Annotated in this window: 19 protein-coding genes, 1 tRNA gene and 1 pseudogene; 9 read left to right on the top strand and 12 right to left on the bottom strand. The window is 71.1% G+C overall.

The features are described 5' to 3' along the window. Positions 1 to 7: 7 nt before the first annotated feature. From paaD to ACFY0I_RS06910, 3 genes are all read left to right on the top strand, one after another. The gene (paaD, locus tag ACFY0I_RS06900) at positions 8 to 493 is read left to right on the top strand and encodes a 1,2-phenylacetyl-CoA epoxidase subunit PaaD (protein WP_388891806.1); all 486 of its coding nucleotides are present in this window, start codon (positions 8 to 10) and stop codon (positions 491 to 493) included. Beyond that, positions 494 to 1627, top strand: coding sequence for a 2Fe-2S iron-sulfur cluster-binding protein (locus ACFY0I_RS06905; RefSeq protein WP_388891217.1), 1134 nt, complete (start codon positions 494 to 496; stop codon positions 1625 to 1627). It abuts the gene before it with no gap. A 160-nt stretch (positions 1628 to 1787) separates the two neighbouring features. Further along, a complete protein-coding gene (locus tag ACFY0I_RS06910; RefSeq protein WP_388891220.1) occupies positions 1788 to 2930 on the top strand; it encodes an acyl-CoA dehydrogenase family protein in 1143 nt (380 codons plus the stop codon). Positions 2931 to 3041: 111 nt separating this feature from the next. Here ACFY0I_RS06910 and ACFY0I_RS06915 read toward each other — a convergent pair whose 3' ends face one another. From ACFY0I_RS06915 to ACFY0I_RS06940, 6 genes are all read right to left on the bottom strand, one after another. Beyond that, the gene (locus tag ACFY0I_RS06915; protein WP_388891223.1) at positions 3042 to 3386 is read right to left on the bottom strand and encodes a rhodanese-like domain-containing protein; all 345 of its coding nucleotides are present in this window, start codon (positions 3384 to 3386) and stop codon (positions 3042 to 3044) included. 39 nt (positions 3387 to 3425) lie between these two features. Then, positions 3426 to 4307 (bottom strand): J domain-containing protein, encoded by an 882-nt coding sequence (locus ACFY0I_RS06920; protein WP_388891226.1) that lies wholly within the window; start codon positions 4305 to 4307, stop codon positions 3426 to 3428. Positions 4308 to 4453: 146 nt separating this feature from the next. Further along, positions 4454 to 5926, bottom strand: coding sequence for a DUF2252 domain-containing protein (locus tag ACFY0I_RS06925; RefSeq protein WP_388891228.1), 1473 nt, complete (start codon positions 5924 to 5926; stop codon positions 4454 to 4456). 85 nt (positions 5927 to 6011) lie between these two features. Then, entirely contained in the window at positions 6012 to 6659 is a 648-nt protein-coding gene (locus ACFY0I_RS06930; protein WP_388891809.1) for a response regulator, read from the bottom strand. Positions 6660 to 6679: 20 nt separating this feature from the next. Continuing rightward, positions 6680 to 8371 (bottom strand): sensor histidine kinase, encoded by a 1692-nt coding sequence (locus tag ACFY0I_RS06935; protein ID WP_388891231.1) that lies wholly within the window; start codon positions 8369 to 8371, stop codon positions 6680 to 6682. A gap of 245 nt (positions 8372 to 8616) precedes the next feature. Next, positions 8617 to 8699, bottom strand: a tRNA-Leu gene (locus tag ACFY0I_RS06940). Positions 8700 to 8992: 293 nt separating this feature from the next. On the opposite strand from ACFY0I_RS06940, the gene ACFY0I_RS06945 reads away from it, so the two are divergent. The 6 genes from ACFY0I_RS06945 to pknB all read left to right on the top strand — a co-directional run bounded on the left by ACFY0I_RS06945 (position 8993) and on the right by pknB (position 17034). After that, positions 8993 to 9814, top strand: a complete 822-nt coding sequence (locus ACFY0I_RS06945; RefSeq protein ID WP_388891234.1) for an FhaA domain-containing protein — start codon at positions 8993 to 8995, stop codon at positions 9812 to 9814. A 10-nt stretch (positions 9815 to 9824) separates the two neighbouring features. Beyond that, positions 9825 to 10322, top strand: coding sequence for an FHA domain-containing protein (locus tag ACFY0I_RS06950; RefSeq protein WP_266575716.1), 498 nt, complete (start codon positions 9825 to 9827; stop codon positions 10320 to 10322). A gap of 144 nt (positions 10323 to 10466) precedes the next feature. Beyond that, positions 10467 to 11930, top strand: a complete 1464-nt coding sequence (locus tag ACFY0I_RS06955) for a PP2C family protein-serine/threonine phosphatase (RefSeq protein ID WP_388891237.1) — start codon at positions 10467 to 10469, stop codon at positions 11928 to 11930. 31 nt (positions 11931 to 11961) lie between these two features. Continuing rightward, positions 11962 to 13386: an FtsW/RodA/SpoVE family cell cycle protein gene (locus tag ACFY0I_RS06960; protein WP_388891239.1), complete on the top strand. Its 1425-nt coding sequence runs from the start codon at positions 11962 to 11964 to the stop codon at positions 13384 to 13386. Continuing rightward, the gene (locus tag ACFY0I_RS06965) at positions 13383 to 14846 is read left to right on the top strand and encodes a peptidoglycan D,D-transpeptidase FtsI family protein (RefSeq protein ID WP_388891241.1); all 1464 of its coding nucleotides are present in this window, start codon (positions 13383 to 13385) and stop codon (positions 14844 to 14846) included. Before ACFY0I_RS06960 ends, ACFY0I_RS06965 begins: the two co-directional genes overlap by 4 nt. A 157-nt stretch (positions 14847 to 15003) precedes the next feature. Next, positions 15004 to 17034, top strand: coding sequence for a Stk1 family PASTA domain-containing Ser/Thr kinase (gene pknB / locus ACFY0I_RS06970; protein ID WP_388891244.1), 2031 nt, complete (start codon positions 15004 to 15006; stop codon positions 17032 to 17034). 197 nt (positions 17035 to 17231) lie between these two features. Here the strand turns inward: pknB and ACFY0I_RS06975 are convergent, their stop codons facing one another. The 6 genes and pseudogenes from ACFY0I_RS06975 to ACFY0I_RS07000 all read right to left on the bottom strand — a co-directional run bounded on the left by ACFY0I_RS06975 (position 17232) and on the right by ACFY0I_RS07000 (position 21213). Then, positions 17232 to 17966 carry a class E sortase gene (locus ACFY0I_RS06975; protein ID WP_388891246.1) on the bottom strand — a complete coding sequence of 245 codons (735 nt, stop codon included), beginning with the start codon at positions 17964 to 17966 and terminating at the stop codon, positions 17232 to 17234. 13 nt (positions 17967 to 17979) lie between these two features. Next, a pseudogene (locus tag ACFY0I_RS06980) lies at positions 17980 to 18669 on the bottom strand (class E sortase); the annotation flags it as partial. Between the two features lie 146 nt (positions 18670 to 18815). Next, complete coding sequence (locus tag ACFY0I_RS06985) at positions 18816 to 19454, bottom strand: aminodeoxychorismate/anthranilate synthase component II (protein ID WP_388891248.1); 639 nt, start codon at positions 19452 to 19454, stop codon at positions 18816 to 18818. Then, positions 19451 to 19627 carry a hypothetical protein gene (locus ACFY0I_RS06990; RefSeq protein WP_362875158.1) on the bottom strand — a complete coding sequence of 59 codons (177 nt, stop codon included), beginning with the start codon at positions 19625 to 19627 and terminating at the stop codon, positions 19451 to 19453. The genes ACFY0I_RS06985 and ACFY0I_RS06990 overlap by 4 nt, the downstream gene beginning before the upstream one ends. Positions 19628 to 19706: 79 nt before the next feature. Beyond that, complete coding sequence (locus ACFY0I_RS06995) at positions 19707 to 20468, bottom strand: class E sortase (protein ID WP_388891252.1); 762 nt, start codon at positions 20466 to 20468, stop codon at positions 19707 to 19709. Further along, positions 20437 to 21213 (bottom strand): DUF881 domain-containing protein, encoded by a 777-nt coding sequence (locus ACFY0I_RS07000; protein WP_388891255.1) that lies wholly within the window; start codon positions 21211 to 21213, stop codon positions 20437 to 20439. The genes ACFY0I_RS06995 and ACFY0I_RS07000 overlap by 32 nt, the downstream gene beginning before the upstream one ends. Positions 21214 to 21297 lie beyond the last annotated feature (84 nt).

The raw sequence follows: 21297 nt of genomic DNA on the forward strand, positions 1-21297 counted from the left end.
CCTGGGCATGACCCGTCTGGAGGCGGAGCTGGCCGAACTCGCCGGTTCCGTCCCCGACCCGGAACTGCCGGTCCTCACGCTCGCCGAGCTCGGCGTGATGCGCGGTGTCCGGATGCACGCGGACGGCCACGCCGAGGTCACGCTCACCCCCACCTACACCGGCTGCCCGGCGATCGAGGCCATGTCGGCCGACATCGAGCGGGTGCTGATCGGCCACGGGATCCCCGAGGTGCGGGTCGTCACCGTGCTCGCCCCCGCCTGGTCGACGGACGACATCAGCGCCGAAGGCCGCCGGAAGCTGGCCGAGTTCGGCATCGCGCCGCCCCGCCCGCACGCTGCCGGAGGCCCCGTCCCGCTGACCCTGTCGGTGCGCTGCCCCAACTGCGGGTCCACCGACACCGAGCTGCTCAGTCGGTTCTCCTCCACCGCGTGCAAGGCGCTGCGCCGCTGCGTTGCCTGCCGCGAACCGTTCGACCACTTCAAGGAGCTGTAGATGGCCGTGTCTGTGCCCTCGGCGGACCCGGGCCCCGCGCGCCCCGCGCGCCACGGCGCCTTCCACGCGCTGACGGTGGCGGCGGTCGAGCGGCTCACCGACGATTCGGTGGCGCTCACCCTCGCCGTGCCCCCGGAACTGCGCGAGGAGTACCGGCACGCGCCCGGCCAGCACCTCACCCTGCGCCGCAGCGGCTCCGAGGGCGGCGGCGTCCGCCGCACCTACTCGATCTGCTCCCCCGCCCCGACCGCCGAGGGCCCGGGCCCCGCCGCCCTGCGGGTCGGGGTACGGCTCGTGGAGGGCGGCGAGTTCTCCACGTTCGCGCACAAGGAGATCGCCTCCGGGGACGTGCTGGACGTGATGGTCCCGGCCGGTCGCTTCGTGCTGGACCCCGCCGCGGCCCCGGCCGCCGCGCACTACGCGGCCGTCGTCGGCGGCAGCGGGATCACCCCGGTCCTGTCGATCGCCGCGAGCCTGCTGGCGGCGAGGCCCGACGCCCGTTTCTGCCTGGTCCGCAGCGACCGTTCGGCCGCCTCGACGATGTTCCTGGACGACGTGGCCGACCTCAAGGACCGCTACCCCGACCGCTTCCAACTGGTGACCGTGCTGTCCCGCGAGGAGCAGGAGGCGGGCCTGCCGTCCGGCCGGCTCGACCAGGCGCGGCTGGCGGACCTGCTGCCCGCGCTGCTGCCGGTCGCCGAGGTGACGGGCTGGTTCCTGTGCGGGCCGTACGGGCTGGTCCAGGGCGCCGAGCGGGCCCTCGGCGAACTCGGCGTCGCCCGCGCCCGGGTGCACGAGGAGATCTTCCACGTCGAGGACACCGCGCCGCAGGCCCCCGCCCCGAGCGCCGCGCCGACCCACGTCCGGGTCACCGCCCGGCTCGACGGCCGGTCGGGCACCTGGCCCGTCCAGGACGGCGAATCCCTGCTGGACGCCGTGCTGCGCGGTCGCGCGGACGCCCCGTACGCCTGCAAGGGCGGCGTCTGCGGCACCTGCCGGGTCTTCCTGGTCGGCGGCGAGGTGCGGATGGACCGCAACTTCGCGCTGGAGGCCGAGGAGACGGACGCCGGGTTCGTGCTGGCCTGCCAGTCGCACGCGGTGAGCGAGGAAGTGGAGATCGACTTCGATCGCTGACCGGCGCAGTTGTCGCACGGCAGCGCCGCGGAACCCGGGCCGGACGAGCGAAGCGGACGGCCCGGGCCCTCCCCCTGTGCATTTCCTCCCGCCTGCTCTATCTTGACGGACCGTCAGATATGCGAGCGGGACCGCTCCGGTGCACGCGGGAGGACAGGCAGTGGACTTCACCTTCACCGAGGAACAGCAGGCGGCCGTCGAGGCGGCCAGGGCCGTGTTCGCGGATGTCGCCCCCGACAGCGTGCCCAGCCCCGCACTCACCCCGGGCGCCGTCGCCGACGAGTTCGACCGGCCGCTGTGGGGCAGTCTCGCGGGGTCCGACCTACTGAGCCTCGTCCTCGCCGAGGAACACGGCGGCGCCGGGCTCGACGCCATCGCCCTGTGCCTGGTGCTGCGCGAGGCCGCGAAGGTGTTGGCCCGGGTGCCGCTGCTGGAGCACTGCGCCACCGCCATGGCCGTCCAGGCCCACGGCAGCGCCGAGCTGGCCTCCGCCCTGTTGCCCGGCGCCGGCCGCGGCACAGTGGTGCTGACCGTCGCCGCGCACGGCCGCACCGGCCACGATCCCGCCGAACTCGCCGTCACCGCACACCGCGACGGAGCCGAATGGACCCTGGACGGGGTGCAGACGTCCGTCCCCTGGGCGCACAGCGCCGACTGGATCGCCGTACCCGCCCACCGGGGTGACGGCGAGGCCGTCCTCGCGCTCGTCCCGCGTTCCGCCGGCGGGCTCACCCTCGCCGACCAGTACTCCACCAGCGGGGAGCGGCTCGCGGAGCTCACCCTCGACGGGGTTCGGGTGCCGGCGGCCCACCTCATCGAAGCCCCTGACGCCTGGGACCGGCTCCGTCAGCTCCTCACCACCGGAACCTGCGCCCTCGCACTCGGCCTGGGCGAGAGCGTCCTCACCATGACCAGCCAGTACACCAGCAAGCGGGAGCAGTTCGGCTTCCCCGTGGCGACCTTCCAGGCCGTCGCCGTACAGGCCGCCGACCGCTACATCGACCTGCGCGCCATGGAGGTCACCCTCTGGCAGGCCGCCTGGCGGCTCGACGCGGCGACCGGCGGCGCGGGCGGCCCGCTGCCCAGCTCCGGTGACGTCGCCGTCGCCAAGATCTGGGCCTCCGAGGGCGTACGCCGGGTCGTGCAGACCGCCCAGCACCTGCACGGCGGCTTCGGCGCCGACACCGACTACCCCCTGCACCGCTTCCACGCCTGGGCCAAGCAGTTGGAGCTGCAACTCGGGCCGGCCGCGGCGCACGAGGAGGCCCTGGGCGACCTGCTGGCCGCCCACCCCCTCGCCTGAACCGGCCCGCGAGCCGCCACGAAGCCGAAGGGCCCCTCGGAGAGGGGCCCTTCCGCGAAAGAAGCCTCAAAGCCTCGGCTCAAAGCCCCAGAGACCCAAAGGCTCAAAGGCTCAAAGCACGAAGGCCGGGTTCCCGTTGTCCGTCACCATCGGGCGCCCGGCACCCTCCCAGGCCTGCATCCCGCCGTCCACGTTCACGGCGTCGATGCCCTGGCGCACCAGGTACTGGGTGACCTGCGCCGAGCGACCGCCGACCCGGCACATCACGTGCACCCGGCCGTCCTGCGCGATGGCCTCGGTCAGCTCACCGAAGCGCGCGACGAAGTCGCTCATCGGAATGTGCAGCGCGCCCTCGACGTGCCCGGCCGCCCATTCGTCGTCCTCGCGGACGTCCAGGACAAAGCCTTCGGAGGGCACCGCGGCGGCGTCCACCGAGGGAAGCGGTCCGAAGTTCATAGCTGTCGCCTTCTCTCTTCGCGGATCTGGCCTGCCAACCTACCCGGCGAGGGCCTCCAGCTCCGCCTCGCGCTCGGAGACCTGCGCGAGCAGCTGCTCCGCGATCTCCTCCAGCAGCCGGTCCGGGTCGTCCGGGGCCATCCGCAGCATCGACCCGATCGCGCTGTCCTCCAGCTCCCGGGCCAGCACCGCCAGCAGTTCCTTGCGCCGGGCCAGCCACTCCAGCCGGGCGTACAGCTCCTCGCTCTCGCTCGGCCGCACGGCCTCCGGCGCCGGGCCGGCCGCCCACTCCTCGGCCAGCTCGCGCAGCGACTGCTCCTCACCGCGCCCGTAGGCGGCGTTGACCCGCGCGATGAACGCGTCCCTGCGCTCCCGCTCGGCCTCGTCCTGGGCGAGGTCCGGGTGCGCCTTGCGGACCAGCTCCCGGTAGAGCCGACGGACCTCCTCCGAGGGCCGCACCCGCTCCGGGGGCCTCACCGACCGTCCGGTGAGCATCGCGGACGCGTCGTCCGAGATCCCGTCGGAGTCCAGCCAGTCGTGGAACAGCTCGTCGACGCCGGGCATGGGCATCACCAGTGAGCGCGCCTCACGGGCCCGCCTCAGGTCCTCGGGATCCCCGCTGCGCTCGGCCTTCGCCTCCGCGATCAGCGCGTCCAGCTCGTCGAGCCGCGAGTACATCGGCCCGAGCTTCTGGTGGTGGAGGCGGGAGAAGTTCTCGACCTCGACCCGGAAGGTCTCGACCGCGATCTCGAACTCGATGAGGGCCTGCTCGGCGGCCCGCACGGCCCGGTCCAGCCGCGCCTCGGGACGCTCGTCGGCGGAGTCCGGGGGAGCCGCCGGGGCCGCGGAAGCCTCGGGCCCGCCGGGGACTGCCTGCTCGGGGTGCTCAGTGCGCTCGGGGTGCTCGGTCTGCTCGCTCACCCGGCCAGCCTACGGCCCGTCCGCCCGGGCGGTGTTTCACGTGAAACACCGCCCGGTTTCACGTGAAACATCCCCCTGCGCTCCACGTGGAGCTGCGGCGCCGTTTCACGTGGAACAACCCCAGGGTTCCGGTGGAACGCCCCCGCTCAGACCCCGGCCTCCGCCGCGATCCGCCCGGCCCGGACGGCCGCCACCAGGTCGGCGTGGTCGGCCTCGGTCCGGTCCGCGTACGCCACCGCGAAGGCGGCCATCGCCTCGTCCAGCTCCTCGTTCTTGCCGCAGTACCCGGCCAGCAGTCGCGGATCGGCACTGTGCGCGTGCGCCCGGGCCAGCAGGGCACCGGTCATCCGCCCGTAGTCGTCGAACTCCGCGGCGGTCAGCGCCGCCGGGTCCACGCTGCCCTTGCGGTTGCGGAACTGGCGCACCTGGAAGGGGCGCCCCTCCACCGTGGTCCAGCCCAGCATGATGTCGGACACCACCTGCATCCTCTTCTGCCCGGCCACCACCCGCCGGCCCTCGTGCTCCTCCACCGCCGCCTCGAAGCCCAACCCGGGCAGGTACGGCAGCAGGACCGACGGCCGAGCCTCCTTCACCTGGAGCACCAGCGGATCACCCCGGTGATCGAGCAACAGCACCACGTACGAACGCGTCCCGACGCTTCCCGTCCCCACCACCCGGAACGCCACGTCCTGGATCGCGTAGCGGGCCAGCAGCGGCAGCCGGTCACCCGACAGGGTCTTCAGGTACGGGCCCAGCGAGGCCGCCACGACCGCCGCCTCCGCGTCACCGACGCGGCGCAGCACCGGCAGCGCGTCGACGAAGCACCGGCCGCCGTCGGAGCCGATCTCGGTCGACCTGGCGGCGAACCGGGCCGAGGTGTTGTTGCGGGCCTTCGCGGAGACCCGCTCCAGCGTGCCCAGCAGGTCCCGGGCGTCGGTGTGCGAGACGAGTTCCTCGTCCGCGATGGCGTTCCACGCGTCGAGCGCGGGAAGCTTCGCCAGCAGCCGCATGGTCCTGCGGTACGCGCCCGCCGCGTCCAGGGCCGCCGCCCGGCAGGTGTCCTCGTCCGCGCCCGCCACCCGCCCGGCCAGCACCAGCGAGGTGGCCAGTCGCTTCACGTCCCATTCCCACGGTCCGACGACGGTCTCGTCGAAGTCGTTGAGGTCGATGACGAGCCGGCCGCTCGCGTCCCCGTACAGACCGAAGTTGGCCGCGTGGGCATCGCCGCAGATCTGCGCCGCGACCCCGGTCACCGGGCCGCCGGACAGGTCGTGCGCCATCAGCCCGGCCGCTCCGCGCAGGAACGCGAACGGGTTCGCGGCCATCCGGCCCACCCGTATCGGGGTCAGCTCGGGAACCCTGCCCTCGTTGGACTCCTCGACGGCCCGGACGGCGTCGGGCCGTCCGGCGGGTGCCTCGAACCGGGCGTGGGCCGCACGCGGCACCCGCCCGCGCAGGGCCTTGCCCGCCTCCTTGGGCGACCCCGCGAGCGGCCGGGGCGCGAAACCCTCGACCTGCGGAATCCGCCCGCCGCGGGGGCCCGTCGGCCCCGCCGTGATCGCGGCCGCGACCTCGTCGGCTCTCGCGCCCCCCGCGTGCTGCTCCGGTACCGTCACCATTTCGCGCCGCCCCCGCACCTGTCGCTCCGTGTCGGCCGAGGCGGCCGACTCCCTGTCGGCCCGGCCGTTTTCGGCCCGACCGTATCTAGAGCCCGGCATCCCTGGCCAGCAGGGCCGCCTGTACGCGGTTGTCGCAGCCCAACTTCGCGAGGATCCGGCTCACGTACGTCTTCACGGTCGCCTCGCTCATGTGCAGCCGGCGGCCCGCGTCCGCGTTGGACAGACCCTCCCCGAGCAGGGCCAGCACCCCGCGTTCGCGCTCGCTCAGCTCGGCCACCCGCCGCCGGGCCGCGTCGCCGCGGCCGGCGACCCGGCCGGTCGCCAGCTGGTCGACCACGTGCCGGGTCGCCGAGGGGGAGAGGTAGGCGTCCCCGGCGGCGGCCGCCCGGACCGCGCCGATGAGCTCGCCCGGCGCCGAGTCCTTCAGCAGGAACCCCGCACCGCCCTCGCCGAGCGCCCGCAGCACGTTCTCCTTCTCCCCGAAGGTCGTCAGGATCAGCGCCCGCACGTCCGGTGCGGCCCGCCCCAGCTCGCCCAGCGCCGTCAATCCGTCCATGACCGGCATCTGGATGTCGAGGAGCACCACGTCGGGCGCGTGGGAGCGGGCGAGTTCCACCGCCTCCCGGCCGTTCGTGCCCTCCGCGACGACCTCGATGTCCGGCGCCGAGGTCAGGATCATCCTGATGCCCGCCCGGATCAGTGGCTCGTCGTCAGCGATCACCACTCTGATCACCTTGGCTGTCACCCGCGCTCCTACTGCTTGACCTCGTACGCCTGCTTCTCGACGAGCTTGCCGTCCTTGAAGCAGAACCGGAACACGTCGTCGGTGGACAGGTCGTCCGAGTCGTCCTCCGACAACAGCGCCAGACACTCCGACCCCTCGGGCCTGGCCGGCCCCTTACGGTCGAGGCCCGACGTCATGATGCTGTCCCCGGAGGGCAGCCGGTCGCGGATGGTCTTCTCCGCCTCGCCGACGCGCACCGCGTCGTACTCGTCGCGGCCGATCATCGCCTTGTTCGCGGAACCCACCAACAACGCCGCCCCGGCGCCCATGACGATCATCAGCAGCACGAGGGCCGCGACGGCGATCCCACAGCCCAGGGCCCAACCCCCGGTCCGGCTGCGCAAGGGCGTCGCCAGTTCGCGGTCCACCGCCGCCCAGTCCAGGGGAGGCGCGCCCTTCGCCGCCGTCGCCACGGCCTGCGAGCGCTGCCCGAAGTCGTCGGCGACGTCGTCGACCATCCCCGCCGGCTCCGCGCCGTAAGGGAGCACCCCGGCCACCCGGAAGCCCCCGCCGTCGGCGGCGGCCGCGTGCACCATGCCACCGACCAGCCGGGCCCGTTCCCGCAGCCCGGTGAGCCCCTGTCCGCCGGAGACCACCTCGCCGGCCCCGGGGCCCGCCGCGGGCCCGTTGGCGATCTCCACCACCAGCGAGTCGTCCTCGTACCGCAGTTCCACCGTGATCGCGGCCCCCGGAGCGTGCTTGTACGCGTTGGTCAGCCCCTCCTGCACGATCCGGTACGCGGCGTGGTCGCAGGCCGCCGCCAGGGGACGGGGCTGCCCCGTCACCGAAAGCCGGACGTCGGTCCCGGAGCCCCGCGCCGCCTCCACGATCCCGCCGATCCCGGCGACCCCGCGTGCGGCGGACTGCGCCTCCTCCACGGGCAACGGTGCCTCCACCCCGTCCCGCAGGATGCCGACGACCTCGCGCAGTTCGTGCATCGCCGCCACCGAGGCCTGCCGCAGCACCCCGACGGCCTCGCGCTGCCGCTCGGTGATCGCGGGATCCACCTCCAGCGCCCCCGTGTGCACGGAGATCAGCGCCAGCTGGTGGCCGAGGCTGTCGTGCATGTCCTGGGCGATCCGCTGCCGCTCCCGCAGCCGGGCCTGCCCGGCCACCATCGTCCGCTCGCGCACGAGCTGGGCGTTGCGTTCCTGAAGTGCGCTCAGCAAGGTCCGGCGCTGGTGCCAGTAGCGGCTGGCCAGACCCGGCATGACCGTCGACGCCAGGAACATCAGCGTGGAGAACACGATCACCAACAGCGGACGCAGCTGCGACCACTGGTCGATGAGGCTGATGCCCACTTCCGCGACGAACGCGACGACGAAGACGCTCAGCGCCCGGCCGACGCCGACGATCCGCCGGCCCGCGGACCAACCGAGCACGATCGTCACGAGGAACACACCGGGCAACAGCCCGCTCGCCGCGGCGCCCACGATCAGGGTCGTCGCGGGCAACCGCCGGCGCAGCAGTGTGAGAGCGATCACGAGCACGGCGGCCGCGGTCGTCTTCAGTCCGGAGCTCTGGCTGAGTTCGTCGACGCCCACGCCGAGCAGCGCTATCGCCGCGGCGATCGTCAGGTCCCCCGCGAACGCGCCCCGGGACCAGGGCTCCGGCCCTTTCAGCCAGTCCCAGCCCGCCCGCGCCCTCGCCCTCGTATCCACCCGAGCGACCCTAGACACCCGCCACACCTCCGGTCAGCCTCCTTTCGTCGCGCACCGCGCGACGAAAGTCGGACGGTGGACGGACCGCAGCCGACGAACGGAAAACCGAAGGAGGTTGGGGCGGCCCGGAACCCGCGCGGCGAACCCACCGCCGTCGCTCGGCCGCGCCCTCCTCCACGGGAGGCCGCGATGGCCGATAATGCAGGAAGCCCCGATCCGGATTCCGGATCGAGGCTTCCTCGATGTGGGCGAGGGGGGATTTGAACCCCCACGTCCCGAAGGACACTGGCACCTGAAGCCAGCGCGTCTGCCGTTCCGCCACTCGCCCGAGCAGCTCTCCAGTGGATCTTCCCTTTCGGGCCGTTCCCCTGGCGACGTCGAAAGATTAGCACGTCGGACGGGGTGGATTCACATCGCTTTTTCGGCACCCCCGCAGGGCGTCCGGGACGGCCCCTCCCGCACTCCCCTCCGGGTGCGGGACACTGTCACCGGAGCACCCCTACGATCCCTTGTGAGCACCAACACTCCTGCGCACGGGACCGAAGGGGAACCAGCCGAATCCGCCACGCGTGGATACGATCAGTAAGCAGTACAGGGCGACAACGACGGAGGAGGTGCCCCATGGGAGTTCTGAAGCGGTTCGAGCAGCGACTCGAAGGTCTGGTGAACGGCACCTTCGCCAAGGTGTTCAAGTCCGAGGTCCAGCCGGTGGAGATCGCCGGAGCCCTCCAGCGGGAGTGCGACAACAACGCCACCATCTGGAACCGCGAGCGGACCGTCGTCCCGAACGACTTCATCGTGGAGCTCAGCACGGGCGACTACGAGCGCCTGAGCCCCTACTCCGGCCAGCTCGGCGACGAGCTCGCGGGCCTCGTCCGCGACTACGCCAAGCAGCAGCGGTACAGCTTCATGGGACCGATCAAGGTGCACCTGGAGAAGGCCGACGACCTCGACACCGGTCTGTACCGGGTTCGCAGTCGTACGCTGGCTTCCAGCACCTCCCAGGACGGACCGCAGGCAGGGCAGCAACAGCAGCAGGGACAGCAGGGCGGATACGGCTATCCGCCGGTCTCCGCCCCGCCCATGCCCTCGGGACCGCCCCCGGGCGGACCCGGCAACCGCCCGGCACCGGGCGGACCGGCTCCCACCGGCGCCCCCGGCACCACGCGCCGGTGGATCGAGATCAATGGCACACGCCACCAGATCTCGCGCTCCACGCTCGTACTCGGCCGAAGCACCGAGGCCGATGTGCGGATCGACGACCCCGGCGTATCGCGCCGGCACTGTGAGATCCGGACCGGAACACCCCCGACGATCCAGGATCTCGGGTCCACCAACGGCATCGTGGTGGACGGACAGCACACCACCCGCGCTACGCTCCGCGACGGCTCGCGGATCGTCGTGGGCAGCACCACCATCATTTACCGGCAAGCCGAAGGGTGAAGCGGGGGCAATGTCAGAGCTGACCCTGACGGTCATGCGGTTGGGTTTCCTGGCCGTTCTGTGGCTGTTCGTCATCGTGGCCGTTCAGGTCATCCGCAGCGACCTGTTCGGCACGAGAGTGACGCAACGCGGCTCGCGCCGCGGCGGCGCCACCAGTGCGCCGCAGCAGACCGGGCGGCAGTCCGCGCCACCCCAGCAGCGCCAGCGCCGGGGTGCGCCGACCAAACTCGTCGTCTCCGAAGGCACCCTCACGGGCACCACGGTGGCCCTCGCCGGCCAGACGATCACGCTGGGCCGCGCCCATGACTCCACGATCGTGCTGGACGACGACTACGCCTCCAGCAGGCATGCCAGGATCTACCCGGACCGTGACGGCCAGTGGATCGTCGAGGATCTCGGGTCCACCAACGGCACGTATCTCGACCGGACCCGGCTTACCACCCCGACGCCCATTCCGCCGGGCGCCCCGATCCGCATCGGCAAGACCGTCATCGAGCTGCGGAAGTAGTACGAGAATGAGCGAGCGGAGCGAGCGAGCCGCGGCGGTCCGTCCCACCGGGGACACGGACCCGAGCGCGCTCCCGACCGGAGGGTGGGCAGTGTGGCTCGAGACCGGTTGTACCCGGACGCAGCGTCGACAGGGCAGGTGCGCATGAGTCTGTCCCTGCGTTTCGCCGCCGGATCGCACAAGGGCATGATCCGCGAGGGCAACGAGGACTCCGGCTACGCCGGTCCTCGGCTCCTCGCGATCGCCGACGGCATGGGCGGCCAAGCCGCCGGCGAGGTCGCCAGCTCCGAGGTGATCTCGACCCTCGTGCAGCTCGACGACGACGTCCCGGGCTCCGACATCCTCACCGCGCTCAGCGTGGCCGTGCAGCGCGCGAACGACCAGCTGCGCGTCATGGTCGAGGAGGACCCCCAGCTGGAGGGCATGGGCACCACGCTCACCGCCCTGCTGTGGACCGGTCAGCGGCTCGGGCTCGTCCACGTCGGCGATTCGCGCGCCTACCTGCTCCGCGACGGCGTCCTCACCCAGATCACCCAGGACCACACCTGGGTGCAGCGCCTCGTGGACGAGGGGCGCATCACGGAAGAGGAAGCCACCACCCACCCGCAGCGCTCGCTCCTCATGCGGGCGCTCGGCAGCGGCGACATCGTGGAACCCGACCTCTCGATCCGCGAGGTCCGGGCCGGTGACCGCTACCTCATCTGCTCCGACGGACTGTCCGGCGTCGTCTCCCACCAGACCATGGAGGAGACCCTCGCCGACTACCACGGCCCCAACGAGACGGTGCAGTCCCTGATCCAGCTCGCCCTGCGCGGCGGCGGTCCGGACAACATCACCTGCATCGTCGCGGACGTCCTCGACACCGACAGCGGCGACACCCTCGCCGCCCAGCTGAACGACACCCCGATCGTCGTCGGCGCGGTGGCCGAGAACCAGCACCAGCTCTTCGACGGCGGCAACGCCATGCAGACCCCGGCCGGGCGCGCCTCGGGCCTCGGCCGGCAGGCCGCTCCGCCCGCCGGTTCCTTCGGCCCTCCCGGCAGCGGCGAGGCCCAGGGTTACGGATACCCCGACCAGAACCCGGGCGGCGGCGGTTACGGCAGCTTCGGCGAACCCGACGCCTACGAAGCCGACGCGCAGTACGAGGACACGTACGACCACCCGCGCAGGCGCCGCAGCAAAGGGCGCAAGTGGACCACCCGGACCCTGATCCTGCTGATCGTGGCCGGTGTCGTCGGTGGCGGGGTGTACGCGGCGCACCGCTGGACGCAGACCCAGTACTACGTCGGTGTCAAGGGTGAACACGTCGCGCTGTACCGCGGCATCAGCCAGAACCTGGCCTGGATCCACCTCTCCAAGGTGGAGACGGATCACCCCGACATCGAACTGAAGTACCTGCCGTCCTTCAAGCGCAAGCAGGTCGAGGCCACCATCACCGAAGGCAGTCTCGACGGCGCCCGCAAAAAGGTCGACGAACTGGGCACCCAGGTCGCCGCCTGCAAGAAGGACGAGGCCCGCCGCGCCGCCGAGGCGCAGAACAACCAGACGCCCGGCCCCGTCCTGACTCCCACGGAGCAGACGATGGCCGGTCTGTGCGAAAAGCAGTAGAGATACGCGGGCACAGGGGGCCTGCCACACCATGAGCGTTGTCACCAACACGACCACCATCGGCGCCATCGAGGCGCCGAGCCGGCGGAACACCGAGCTCATGCTGCTCGTCTTCGCCGTGGTCATCCCGATCTTCGCGTACGCCAACGTCGGTCTGGCGATCCACGACGAACTCCCTCCGGGCATGCTGCTGTACGGGCTCGCCCTCGCCGTGCTCGCCGGCATCGCGCACTTCATCGTGCGCCGCTACGCGAAGTACGCCGACCCGCTGCTACTGCCCATCGCCACCCTGCTCAACGGTCTGGGTCTCGTCCTGATCTGGCGGCTCGACCAGTCGGAGCGGCTGCAGAAGCTCGCCAAGAACAACTTCGGCGCCTTCTCGGAGTCCGCGCCGCGGCAGATGATGTACACGGCGATGGCCATCGCCCTGTTCGCCGTGGTGCTGCTGGTCCTCAAGGACCACCGCGTGCTCCAGCGGTTCACGTACATCTCCATGGCGGGCGCGCTGGTCCTGCTGATCCTGCCGGTCATCCCGGGTCTGGGCGCGGACGTCTTCGGCGCCAAGATCTGGATCAGCGTCGGTGGTTTCTCCATCCAGCCCGGCGAGTTCGCGAAGATCGTCATCGCGGTGTTCTTCGCGGGCTACCTCATGGTCAAGCGCGACGCCCTGGCCCTGGCCAGCCGCCGGTTCATGGGCCTCTACCTGCCGCGCGGTCGCGACCTCGGCCCGATCCTGATGATCTGGGCGATGAGCCTGCTCGTCCTCGTCTTCGAGAACGACCTCGGCACCTCGCTGCTGTTCTTCGGCATGTTCGTGATCATGCTGTACGTGGCCACCGAGCGGACCAGCTGGATCGTCATCGGTCTACTCATGTCCATCGGCGGGGCCGTGGTCGTCGCGTCCTTCGCGAGCCACGTCCAGGCCCGTGTCGACGCCTGGCTCGACCCCTTCGGCTGCTACGCGACCTCAGGGGCCTGTGAGCAGGTCGGCCAGTCGATCATGAGCTTCGGTTCCGGCGGGGTCCTCGGCACCGGCTGGGGACAGGGCAATTCCGACCTCATCGGCTTCGCCGCGAACTCCGACTTCATCTTCTCGACCGTCGGCGAGGAACTCGGCCTCACCGGCGTCATGGCCTTCCTCCTGCTCTACGGCCTGATCATCGAGCGGGGCGTCCGCACAGCCCTCGCCGCCCGCGACCCCTTCGGCAAGCTCTTCGCCATCGGGCTCTCCGGCGCCTTCGCCCTGCAGATCTTCGTCGTCGCCGGCGGCGTCATGGGCCTCATTCCGCTCACCGGCATGACCATGCCGTTCCTCGCGTCGGGCGGTTCCTCGGTCCTCGCGAACTGGGTGCTCATCGCGATCCTCATCCGGATCAGCGACACCGCACGCCGACCCGCCCCGGCCCCCGCGCCGTCCCCCGACTCCGAGATGACCCAGGTGGTCCGCCCGTCATGAACAAGCCCCTGCGCCGCATCTCGCTGTTCTGCGGGCTGCTCGTCCTCGCGCTGCTCATCCGGACCAACTGGCTGCAGTACGTCCAGGCCGAGGACCTCAGCACCCGCAAGGAGAACCGCCGGGTCCTGATCGCCCAGTACGCCACCGAACGCGGCAACATCATCATCCAGGGCGGGCAGCCCATCACGGGTTCCGCGGAGACCCCCGGCAGCGACTTCAAGTTCAAGCGGACCTACGTCGACGGCCCCCTGTGGGCGCCCGTCACCGGTTACGCCTCGCAGGTCTTCGGCTCCACCCAGCTGGAGAACATCGACGACGGCATCCTCACCGGCAACGACGACCGGCTGTTCTTCGACCGCACCATCGGCATGTTCACCGGCGAGAAGAAGCAGGGCGGCAACGTCGTCACCACCCTGAACGCGGCCGCCCAGAAGGCGGCCTTCAGCGGTCTCGGCAACCGCAAGGGCGCCGTCGCCGCCATCGACCCGCGCACCGGCGCCATCCTGGCCCTGGCGAGCACCCCGTCGTACGACCCGTCCAGCTTCGCCGGGTTCTCCAAGGCCGACGGCAAGGCCTGGAACGACCTGAACGCCAGCCCGGACAAGAACCTGGTCAACCGCGCCCTGCGCGAGACCTACCCGCCGGGTTCCACCTTCAAGGTCGTCACCGCCGCCGCCGCGCTGGAGAACAACGTCGTCACCGACGTCAACGCGCCGACCGACACCCCCGAGCCGTACATCCTGCCCGGCACCCGCACCCCGATGGTCAACCACGCGAGCGGATGCGAAAAGGCCAGCCTCAACGAAGCGCTCCGGGTGTCCTGCAACTCGGTCTTCGCGAACCTGGGCGACAAGGTCACCCGCGACAAGATGGTGCAGACCGCCGAGAAGTTCGGCTTCAACGACACCGTCGACACCCCGGTGCGTGCCTTCGCCAGCGTCTACGACAAGACCATGGGCCGGGACGGCAACGCCCAGAGCTCCATCGGCCAGTTCAACACCGCCGCCACCCCCCTCCAGATGGCCATGGTCTCCGCTGCCATCGCCAACGACGGCAAGCTGATGAAGCCGTACATGGTCGACCAGCTGACCTCGCCCAACCTCGACGTGATCGAGAAGCACGAGCCGCAGGAGATGAGCCGGCCCCTCTCCGCGGCGAACGCGCAGAAGCTCCAGCAGATGATGGTCAACGTCGTCGACAAGGGCACCGGCAGCAACGCCGGCATCAAGGGCACCGTCGTCGGCGGCAAGACCGGTACCGCCCAGCACGGCGAGAAGAACGCCAAGCGCCCCTACGCCTGGTTCATCTCCTACGCCGAGAACCCCGACGGCACCTCGCCGGTCGCGGTCGCCGTGGTCATCGAGGACAGCAGCGCCGACCGCGAGGACATCAGCGGCGGCGGTCAGGCGGCTCCCGTCGCCAAGGCCGTCATGGAAGCCGTACTGAAGAACAAGGGATGACGAGCGGGGGCGGGGTCCGAGCACCCGGTACCGGTCCGATATCAGCCTGTGGTCACGAACGGATCACCGACGATCGGCCGGTAGCCTTGCCGCGAACAGCACACCGCCGGACCACACACCGGTGCGGTCGGGACTGACGGAGAGGGCTGCAAACGTTATGGAAGAGCCGCGTCGCCTCGGCGGCCGGTACGAGCTGAGCCACGTGCTCGGCCGTGGTGGCATGGCCGAGGTCTACCTCGGTCACGACACCCGGCTCGGCCGTACCGTCGCCGTCAAGACCCTGCGCGCCGACCTCGCCCGCGACCCGTCCTTCCAGGCCCGGTTCCGCCGCGAGGCCCAGTCGGCCGCATCGCTCAACCACCCGGCGATCGTCGCCGTGTACGACACCGGCGAGGACTACGTCGACAACATCTCCATCCCGTACATCGTGATGGAGTACGTCGACGGCTCGACCCTGCGCGAGCTGCTGCACTCCGGCCGCAAGCTGCTGCCCGAGCGGACCCTGGAGATGTGCATCGGCATCCTCCAGGCCCTGGAGTACTCGCACCGCGCCGGCATCGTGCACCGCGACATCAAGCCCGCCAACGTGATGCTGACCCGGACCGGACAGGTCAAGGTCATGGACTTCGGCATCGCCCGCGCCATGGGCGACTCCGGCATGACGATGACGCAGACGGCCGCCGTGATCGGCACCGCCCAGTACCTCTCCCCGGAGCAGGCCAAGGGCGAGCAGGTCGACGCGCGCTCGGACCTCTACTCCGCGGGCTGCCTGCTGTACGAGCTGCTGTGCGTCCGGCCGCCGTTCGTCGGGGACTCCCCGGTGGCCGTGGCCTACCAGCACGTCCGCGAGGAACCGCAGCCCCCGTCGAACTTCGACCCCGAGATCACGCCCACGATGGACGCCATCGTCCTCAAGGCACTGGTCAAGGACCCCGACTACCGCTACCAGTCCGCCGACGAGATGCGGGCCGACATCGAGGCCTGCCTCGAAGGCCAGCCCGTCGCCGCCACCGCCTCCATGGGCGCGGCCGGGTACGGCTACCCCGACCAGGGCGGCTACGGACACCAGGGCTACGACCAGCCCACCACCGCTCTGCGCTCCGCCGACTCCGGCCAGACCTCGATGCTGCCGCCGATGCCCCCGGGCGACAACGGCTACGGGGACCAGGGCCACGGCGGCGGCTACGACCAGAACGGCCACGGCCGCCGCCAGAAGAAGAGCCGGGCCTCCACGGTCCTGCTCGTCCTCGCCGGCGTGCTGGTCCTGGTCGGCGCGATCCTGATCGGCCAGGCCCTGTCCAGCAATACCGCCGACAACCGGCCCACCGTGCCGAAGTTCATCGGCGACACCCTCCAATCGGCCCAGGGCCGTGCCCAGAGCGTGGGCCTCAAGGTGGTCAAGGAAGCCGACGAGCCCTGCGACAACCAGCCGAAGGGCAACATCTGCTCCCAGGTCCCGGCCGCCGACCTGAAGGTGGACAAGGGCACCGAGGTCAAGGTGAAGGTCTCCGCGGGCGCCCCCAAGGTCCCGGTGGTCGACGTGGTGCGCATGAAGTACGAGCTCGCCGAGTCCACGCTGAAGGCCAAGAACTTCCAGGTCGAAAAGGAACTCAGGGAGTCGTCCGACGCCAGCCCGGGCATCGTCCTGGAGCAGAGCCCCAAGAGCGGAACCGAGGCCGAGAAGGGCTCGGTCATCAAGCTGATCGTCTCCAAGGAGATCTCCAAGGGCACCGTCCCGGACCTCACCGGGAAGACCAAGGAAGAAGCGATCAAGTTGCTCACGGGCGCCAAGCTCAAGCTCGGCAGCACCACCGAGGTCGACCGGCCCGGCGCGGCACCCAAGACGATCGTCGATCAGCAGTACCAGCCGGGTGAGCAGCTCGCCAAGGACACTCCGGTCAACGTCAGCATCGCCAAGGCGGCCGCGGCCCCGACCCCGGTGCCGCTGCTCTTCGGCCGGACCGTGGCCCAGGCCAAGGACGACCTCAAGCGGGCCGGCCTGGTCTTCGGGTCGGTCCTGTCCGGCCCGGCCGACGACAACGCCACGATCCTGCAGTCCGACCCCACGGCCGGTACCCCGCAGCCGGCGGGCACCGTCATCAACGTCCACACCTCGCCCGGCAGTGGCCAGGGCGGCGGGAACAACGGTGGCGGCGGCGGCTTCATCGGCGGCCTCGGCGGCCGCTGACCGCCCGACCCCACCCCGTACGAACGAAAGCCCGGCCCCTCTCCACGGAGAGGGGCCGGGCCTGTTTCACGTGAAACGCGAGCGGCTGTTTCACGTGAAACTCGGGCGGTTGCCTCGCGTGGAACAACCGGGGACCTGTTTCACGTGAAACGACCGCTGACCGGCCGTGTTTCACGTGAAACGCGGACCGACACGGCTCAGCGCAGCTCCGCCGGCAGCGTCCGCTTGTCGTCCACCTTTTCCGTCCGCACGAGCTCGCCCCACACGATGTACCGGTACTTCGAGGTGTACACGGGCGTGCAGGTGGTCAACGTGATGAAGCGCCCGGGGGCCGTCCTGCCCGATTCCTTGGGGACCGGGCTGATGACGTCCACGTTGTACTTCGAGGTCTGCCGCAGCTCGGCGAACACCTTGTACACGTACCAGGTGTCCCGGGTCTCGAAGACGATCGCGTCGCCGCTCTTCATCCTGTCGATGTTGTGGAACTTCGCCCCGTGCCCGTCGCGGTGCGCGGCCAGCGAGAAGTTGCCCTTGGCGTCCCAGGGCAGGGCGGACTTCACCGGCTCCGTGTAGTACCCGGCCACCCCGTCGTCCAGGATGTCCGGCGCGGTACCCGGCTTGACCAGTACCTCGCCGTTCTTCATCGCCGGTACGTGCAGGAAGCCGATGCCGTCCCCGGTGTCGAGGGCGCCGGGCTCGGCGGGCGCGCCCGCCGCGGGAGCCGGGCTCTCCTGCCACAGCTGTCGGACCTCGTCGCCGCGCGCCGAAGCCTCACGGTCCGCGAGGACGTTCGTCCACCACAGCGAGTACGCCACGAACAGGGCGAGGACCAGGCCCGTCGTGATCAGGAGCTCCCCCAGCAGGCTCAGGAACCCGGCGATCACGCTGCGGTTTCGGGGCGGCGGTGCGGAGCGGCGGCGGGCACGAGACACTGCGGATTCGTCCTTACGGGCTGTTCAGCGCGGGCGGTGCGCCCTGACTGCGGGGGCGTTCTTCGGTCATCCTGCCCCATACGATCATCCGGTAGGTGCTCGTGAACTCGGGAGTGCAGGTCGTGAGGGTGATGTACCGGCCCGGGCCGGTGAATCCGGAGCCCTCGGGCACCGGCTTGATCACGGAGACGTTCGTCGGGGGAGTCTGCGGCAGGATCGAGGTCATCTCGTACGTGTAGAACGCGTCCCGCGTCTCCACGACGATCGGATCGCCCGGCGCCAACCTGTTGATGAAGCGGAAGGGCTCGCCGTGCGTGTTCCGGTGCCCGGCCACCGCGAAGTTCCCCTGCGGGTCGGACGGCATCGCCGTCTTCAACGCGCCTTCGCCGTAGTGCCCCACCATGCCCCGGTCCAGCACCTTCGGCTTGCTGATGCCCTCGGCGACCGGCACCTTCAGGTCGAGCTTCGGGATGTGGAGGATCGCGAACCCCTGCCCCGGTTCGAAGGCGGCCACGGGGGGCGCGCCCTGGCCGGCCGTCGCCGGGTCCGGGGCGCGTTCCCAGGTCTGCCGCAGGGAGCCGGCGGCCCCGTTCGCGGTGCGCTGCGCCAGCAGGTTCGTGTACCAGAGCTGGTAGGTGACGAACAGCAGCATCACCAGGCCGACGGTGATGAACAGCTCACCGACCGCGCGGCTCAGCACCACGACCGGGCCGCCGGAGCGCGGGCGGGCGCGTCTGCGGCCCCGCCCACCCCGGCGGCGTGTCCGTGCCTGGGAGCGCTTCGCGGCCTCCTGAGCGGCCTTGCGCCGCGCGGCCCGGCCCTCGGTGGGCGCGGACGGCGCGACCGTCGTCACGCGACGGCCTTGCCCACCACCGGGGCCAGCCCCACCGAGCGCTCGACGGCTCCCGCGTCCCCGCAGCGGACCAGCCAGTTCGCGAGCATCCGGTGCCCCCACTCGGTCAGTACCGACTCGGGGTGGAACTGCACGCCCTCGACGTCGTGCTCCCGGTGCCGCAGTCCCATGATGATCCCGTCCTCGGTGCGCGCGGTGACCTCCAGCGCGTCGGGGAGGGTGAGGGGCTCGGCCGCGAGCGAGTGGTAGCGGGTGGCGGTGAAGGGGGAGGGCAGCCCTGCGAATACGCCCAGGCCGTCGTGCACCACGGGCGAGGTCTTGCCGTGCAGCAGCTCGGGGGCCCGGCCGACGACGCCGCCGTAGGCGACCGCCATCGACTGCATGCCGAGACAGACCCCGAACACCGGGACGCCGGTGTCGGCGCAGTGGCGGACCATGTCGACGCAGACGCCCGCCTCCTCCGGGGTGCCCGGTCCGGGGGAGAGGAGCACGCCGTCGAAGCCGTCCTGGGCGTGGGCGAGTTCGACCTCGTCGTTGCGCAGCACCTCGCATTCGGCGCCGAGCTGGTAGAGGTACTGGACCAGATTGAAGACAAAGCTGTCGTAGTTGTCGACAACCAGAATGCGCGCGCTCACGGAGTGGCTCCCGATCCCTCGTCCACCGTCACATCGTTGAACGGAAGGAGCGGCTCGGCCCACGGGAAGACGTACTGGAACAGCACGTACACCACCGCCAGGACCAGTACGAGTGAGATCAGCGCGCGCAGCCACGCATTGCCCGGCAGGTGCCGCCAGATCCAGCCGTACATTCCGTCCGCGTCCCTTTCGCTCCACGCACCGCGGGGGCGGTACCGCAACAGCCTAAAGGCAGCGGCCCCGCGGGGTGGGTCACCCGGGCGATCCCCCTGCTCGGGCGGGCTCCGCGGAGCGGGTGTCCGTGAGTTCCGCCCAGACGACGAGGCGGTGGCTGTGGCCCCATTCCGGCTCGCAGGTGGTCAGGGTCAGGTACTTGCCGGGGGCGGTGAAGGGGGACTTCTCCGGTATCGCGTCCACGACCCCCGTCTCGGTGGGCAGGACCCGCAGGGCCGGCGCGCGGACGGTGTACGTGTACCGGTGCGTGGCGTCCCGGACCTCCACGGTGTCCCCCGGACGCAGCTTCGGGACGTCCTTGAAGGGGTCTCCGTACGTCCGCCGGTGCCCGGCGACGGCGAAGTTCCCGGTGGTGCCGGGCCGGGCCGAGCCCGCGTAGTGGCCGAGGCCCTTCTTCAGCAGTTCGGGATCCGTGCCCTCCAGGACGGGCTTGGTCCAGCCGGCGCCGAAGCGCGGGACGGTCATCTCGGCGAAGGCCCGGCCCGTCGGGTAGGGGGTGGGGGCGGCCGGGTCCGTCGCGGGGGCCGCGGTGGGCGCCCCGGGCCGCTGGGAGGGCGGGGACGGGGCCGAGGGGGCCCCCGGGGCGGCGGCGACCCAGCCGGCGCGCAGCCGGTCCCGTTCGCCGTCCATGGCCCGGTCTGCCTTCACCCCGGTCCACAGCAGCACGTAGGCGACGAAGAGCACGATGAGCGTGCCGACCGTCAGGCACACCTCGCTGAACGTCCGTACCACCAGGCGCAGTACGACGTCAGGGCGCGGCGGACTCCAGCGGCTTCGCATAGTGGAGGTCCACTGTGCCGGAGTAGCCGGGCAGTGTCAGCTTCTTCTCCTCGTCCACTTTCCAGCCCAACCCGTAGGCGTTGACGTACAGCTGGTAGTTCTGCAGCGCGGGGGAGTCCGCCAGCGCCTTGCGCAACGCGCCCGGGTCGCCGACCGCCGACACCTTGTAGGGGGGCGAGTACACGCGGCCCTGGAGGATGAGGGTGTTGCCCACGCAGCGCACCGCGCTGGTGGAGATCAGCCGCTGGCCCATGACCTCGATGCCCTGGGCGCCACCGAGCCAGAGGGCGTTCACCACGGCCTGGAGGTCCTGCTGGTGGATCACGAGGTCGTTCGGCTGCGGTTCCGGCACGCCCGGGACGCGGGCCGTGGCGTTCGGCGGCGCGTCGTTGAGAGTGACCGTCAGGCCCTTGCCGGTGAGCTCCTCGGTGCCCGAGGCTGTGCGCAGGGCGGCCAGCTTGGCGTCCTCGGCCTTGGTGCTGCCGTCGTCGCGGTCGGCGAGGGCGTCGACCTGGCGGCGCAGGGTCGCGGCGCTCTTCTCCAGCTCGGCGTTGTCGGCGCTGCGCTCGTGGATGAGGTCGGACAGCTTCAGCAGTGACGTGTCCGTGCGGATGTTCGTACCCTTGGACGTGTTGAAGCTGGTGACGAAAATGAGGCCGGCCAGGGCGAAAACGGCGGCCGTCAGCAGCCGGACCGGTCTGGCCCGCAGACGGGGACCCGCGGAGGAGTCGTCGGAATTGCTCAACGTACCCTTCTCCTTCAACGCCACAGGTCCACTACGCTAACGGACGCCCGGGGCAGGCAAGGTCCCCAGCGCATCGACAGGAGA

This window comes from Streptomyces sp. NPDC001568 (assembly GCF_042893755.1).
Classification (GTDB): Bacteria; Actinomycetota; Actinomycetes; order Streptomycetales; family Streptomycetaceae; genus Streptomyces.

Bases quoted from the DNA above. Each gene is read 5' to 3' on its own strand.
- paaD (WP_388891806.1), top strand. From the start codon at position 8: ATGACCCGTCTGGAGGCGGAGCTGGCCGAACTCGCCGGTTCCGTCCCC.
- ACFY0I_RS06905 (WP_388891217.1), top strand. From the start codon at position 494: ATGGCCGTGTCTGTGCCCTCGGCGGACCCGGGCCCCGCGCGCCCCGCG.
- ACFY0I_RS06915 (WP_388891223.1), bottom strand. From the start codon at position 3,386: ATGAACTTCGGACCGCTTCCCTCGGTGGACGCCGCCGCGGTGCCCTCC.
- ACFY0I_RS06925 (WP_388891228.1), bottom strand. From the start codon at position 5,926: ATGGTGACGGTACCGGAGCAGCACGCGGGGGGCGCGAGAGCCGACGAG.
- ACFY0I_RS06945 (WP_388891234.1), top strand. From the start codon at position 8,993: ATGGGAGTTCTGAAGCGGTTCGAGCAGCGACTCGAAGGTCTGGTGAAC.
- ACFY0I_RS06950 (WP_266575716.1), top strand. From the start codon at position 9,825: ATGTCAGAGCTGACCCTGACGGTCATGCGGTTGGGTTTCCTGGCCGTT.
- ACFY0I_RS06955 (WP_388891237.1), top strand. From the start codon at position 10,467: ATGAGTCTGTCCCTGCGTTTCGCCGCCGGATCGCACAAGGGCATGATC.
- ACFY0I_RS06960 (WP_388891239.1), top strand. From the start codon at position 11,962: ATGAGCGTTGTCACCAACACGACCACCATCGGCGCCATCGAGGCGCCG.
- ACFY0I_RS06965 (WP_388891241.1), top strand. From the start codon at position 13,383: ATGAACAAGCCCCTGCGCCGCATCTCGCTGTTCTGCGGGCTGCTCGTC.
- pknB (WP_388891244.1), top strand. From the start codon at position 15,004: ATGGAAGAGCCGCGTCGCCTCGGCGGCCGGTACGAGCTGAGCCACGTG.
- ACFY0I_RS06990 (WP_362875158.1), bottom strand. From the start codon at position 19,627: ATGTACGGCTGGATCTGGCGGCACCTGCCGGGCAATGCGTGGCTGCGC.
- ACFY0I_RS06995 (WP_388891252.1), bottom strand. From the start codon at position 20,468: ATGCGAAGCCGCTGGAGTCCGCCGCGCCCTGACGTCGTACTGCGCCTG.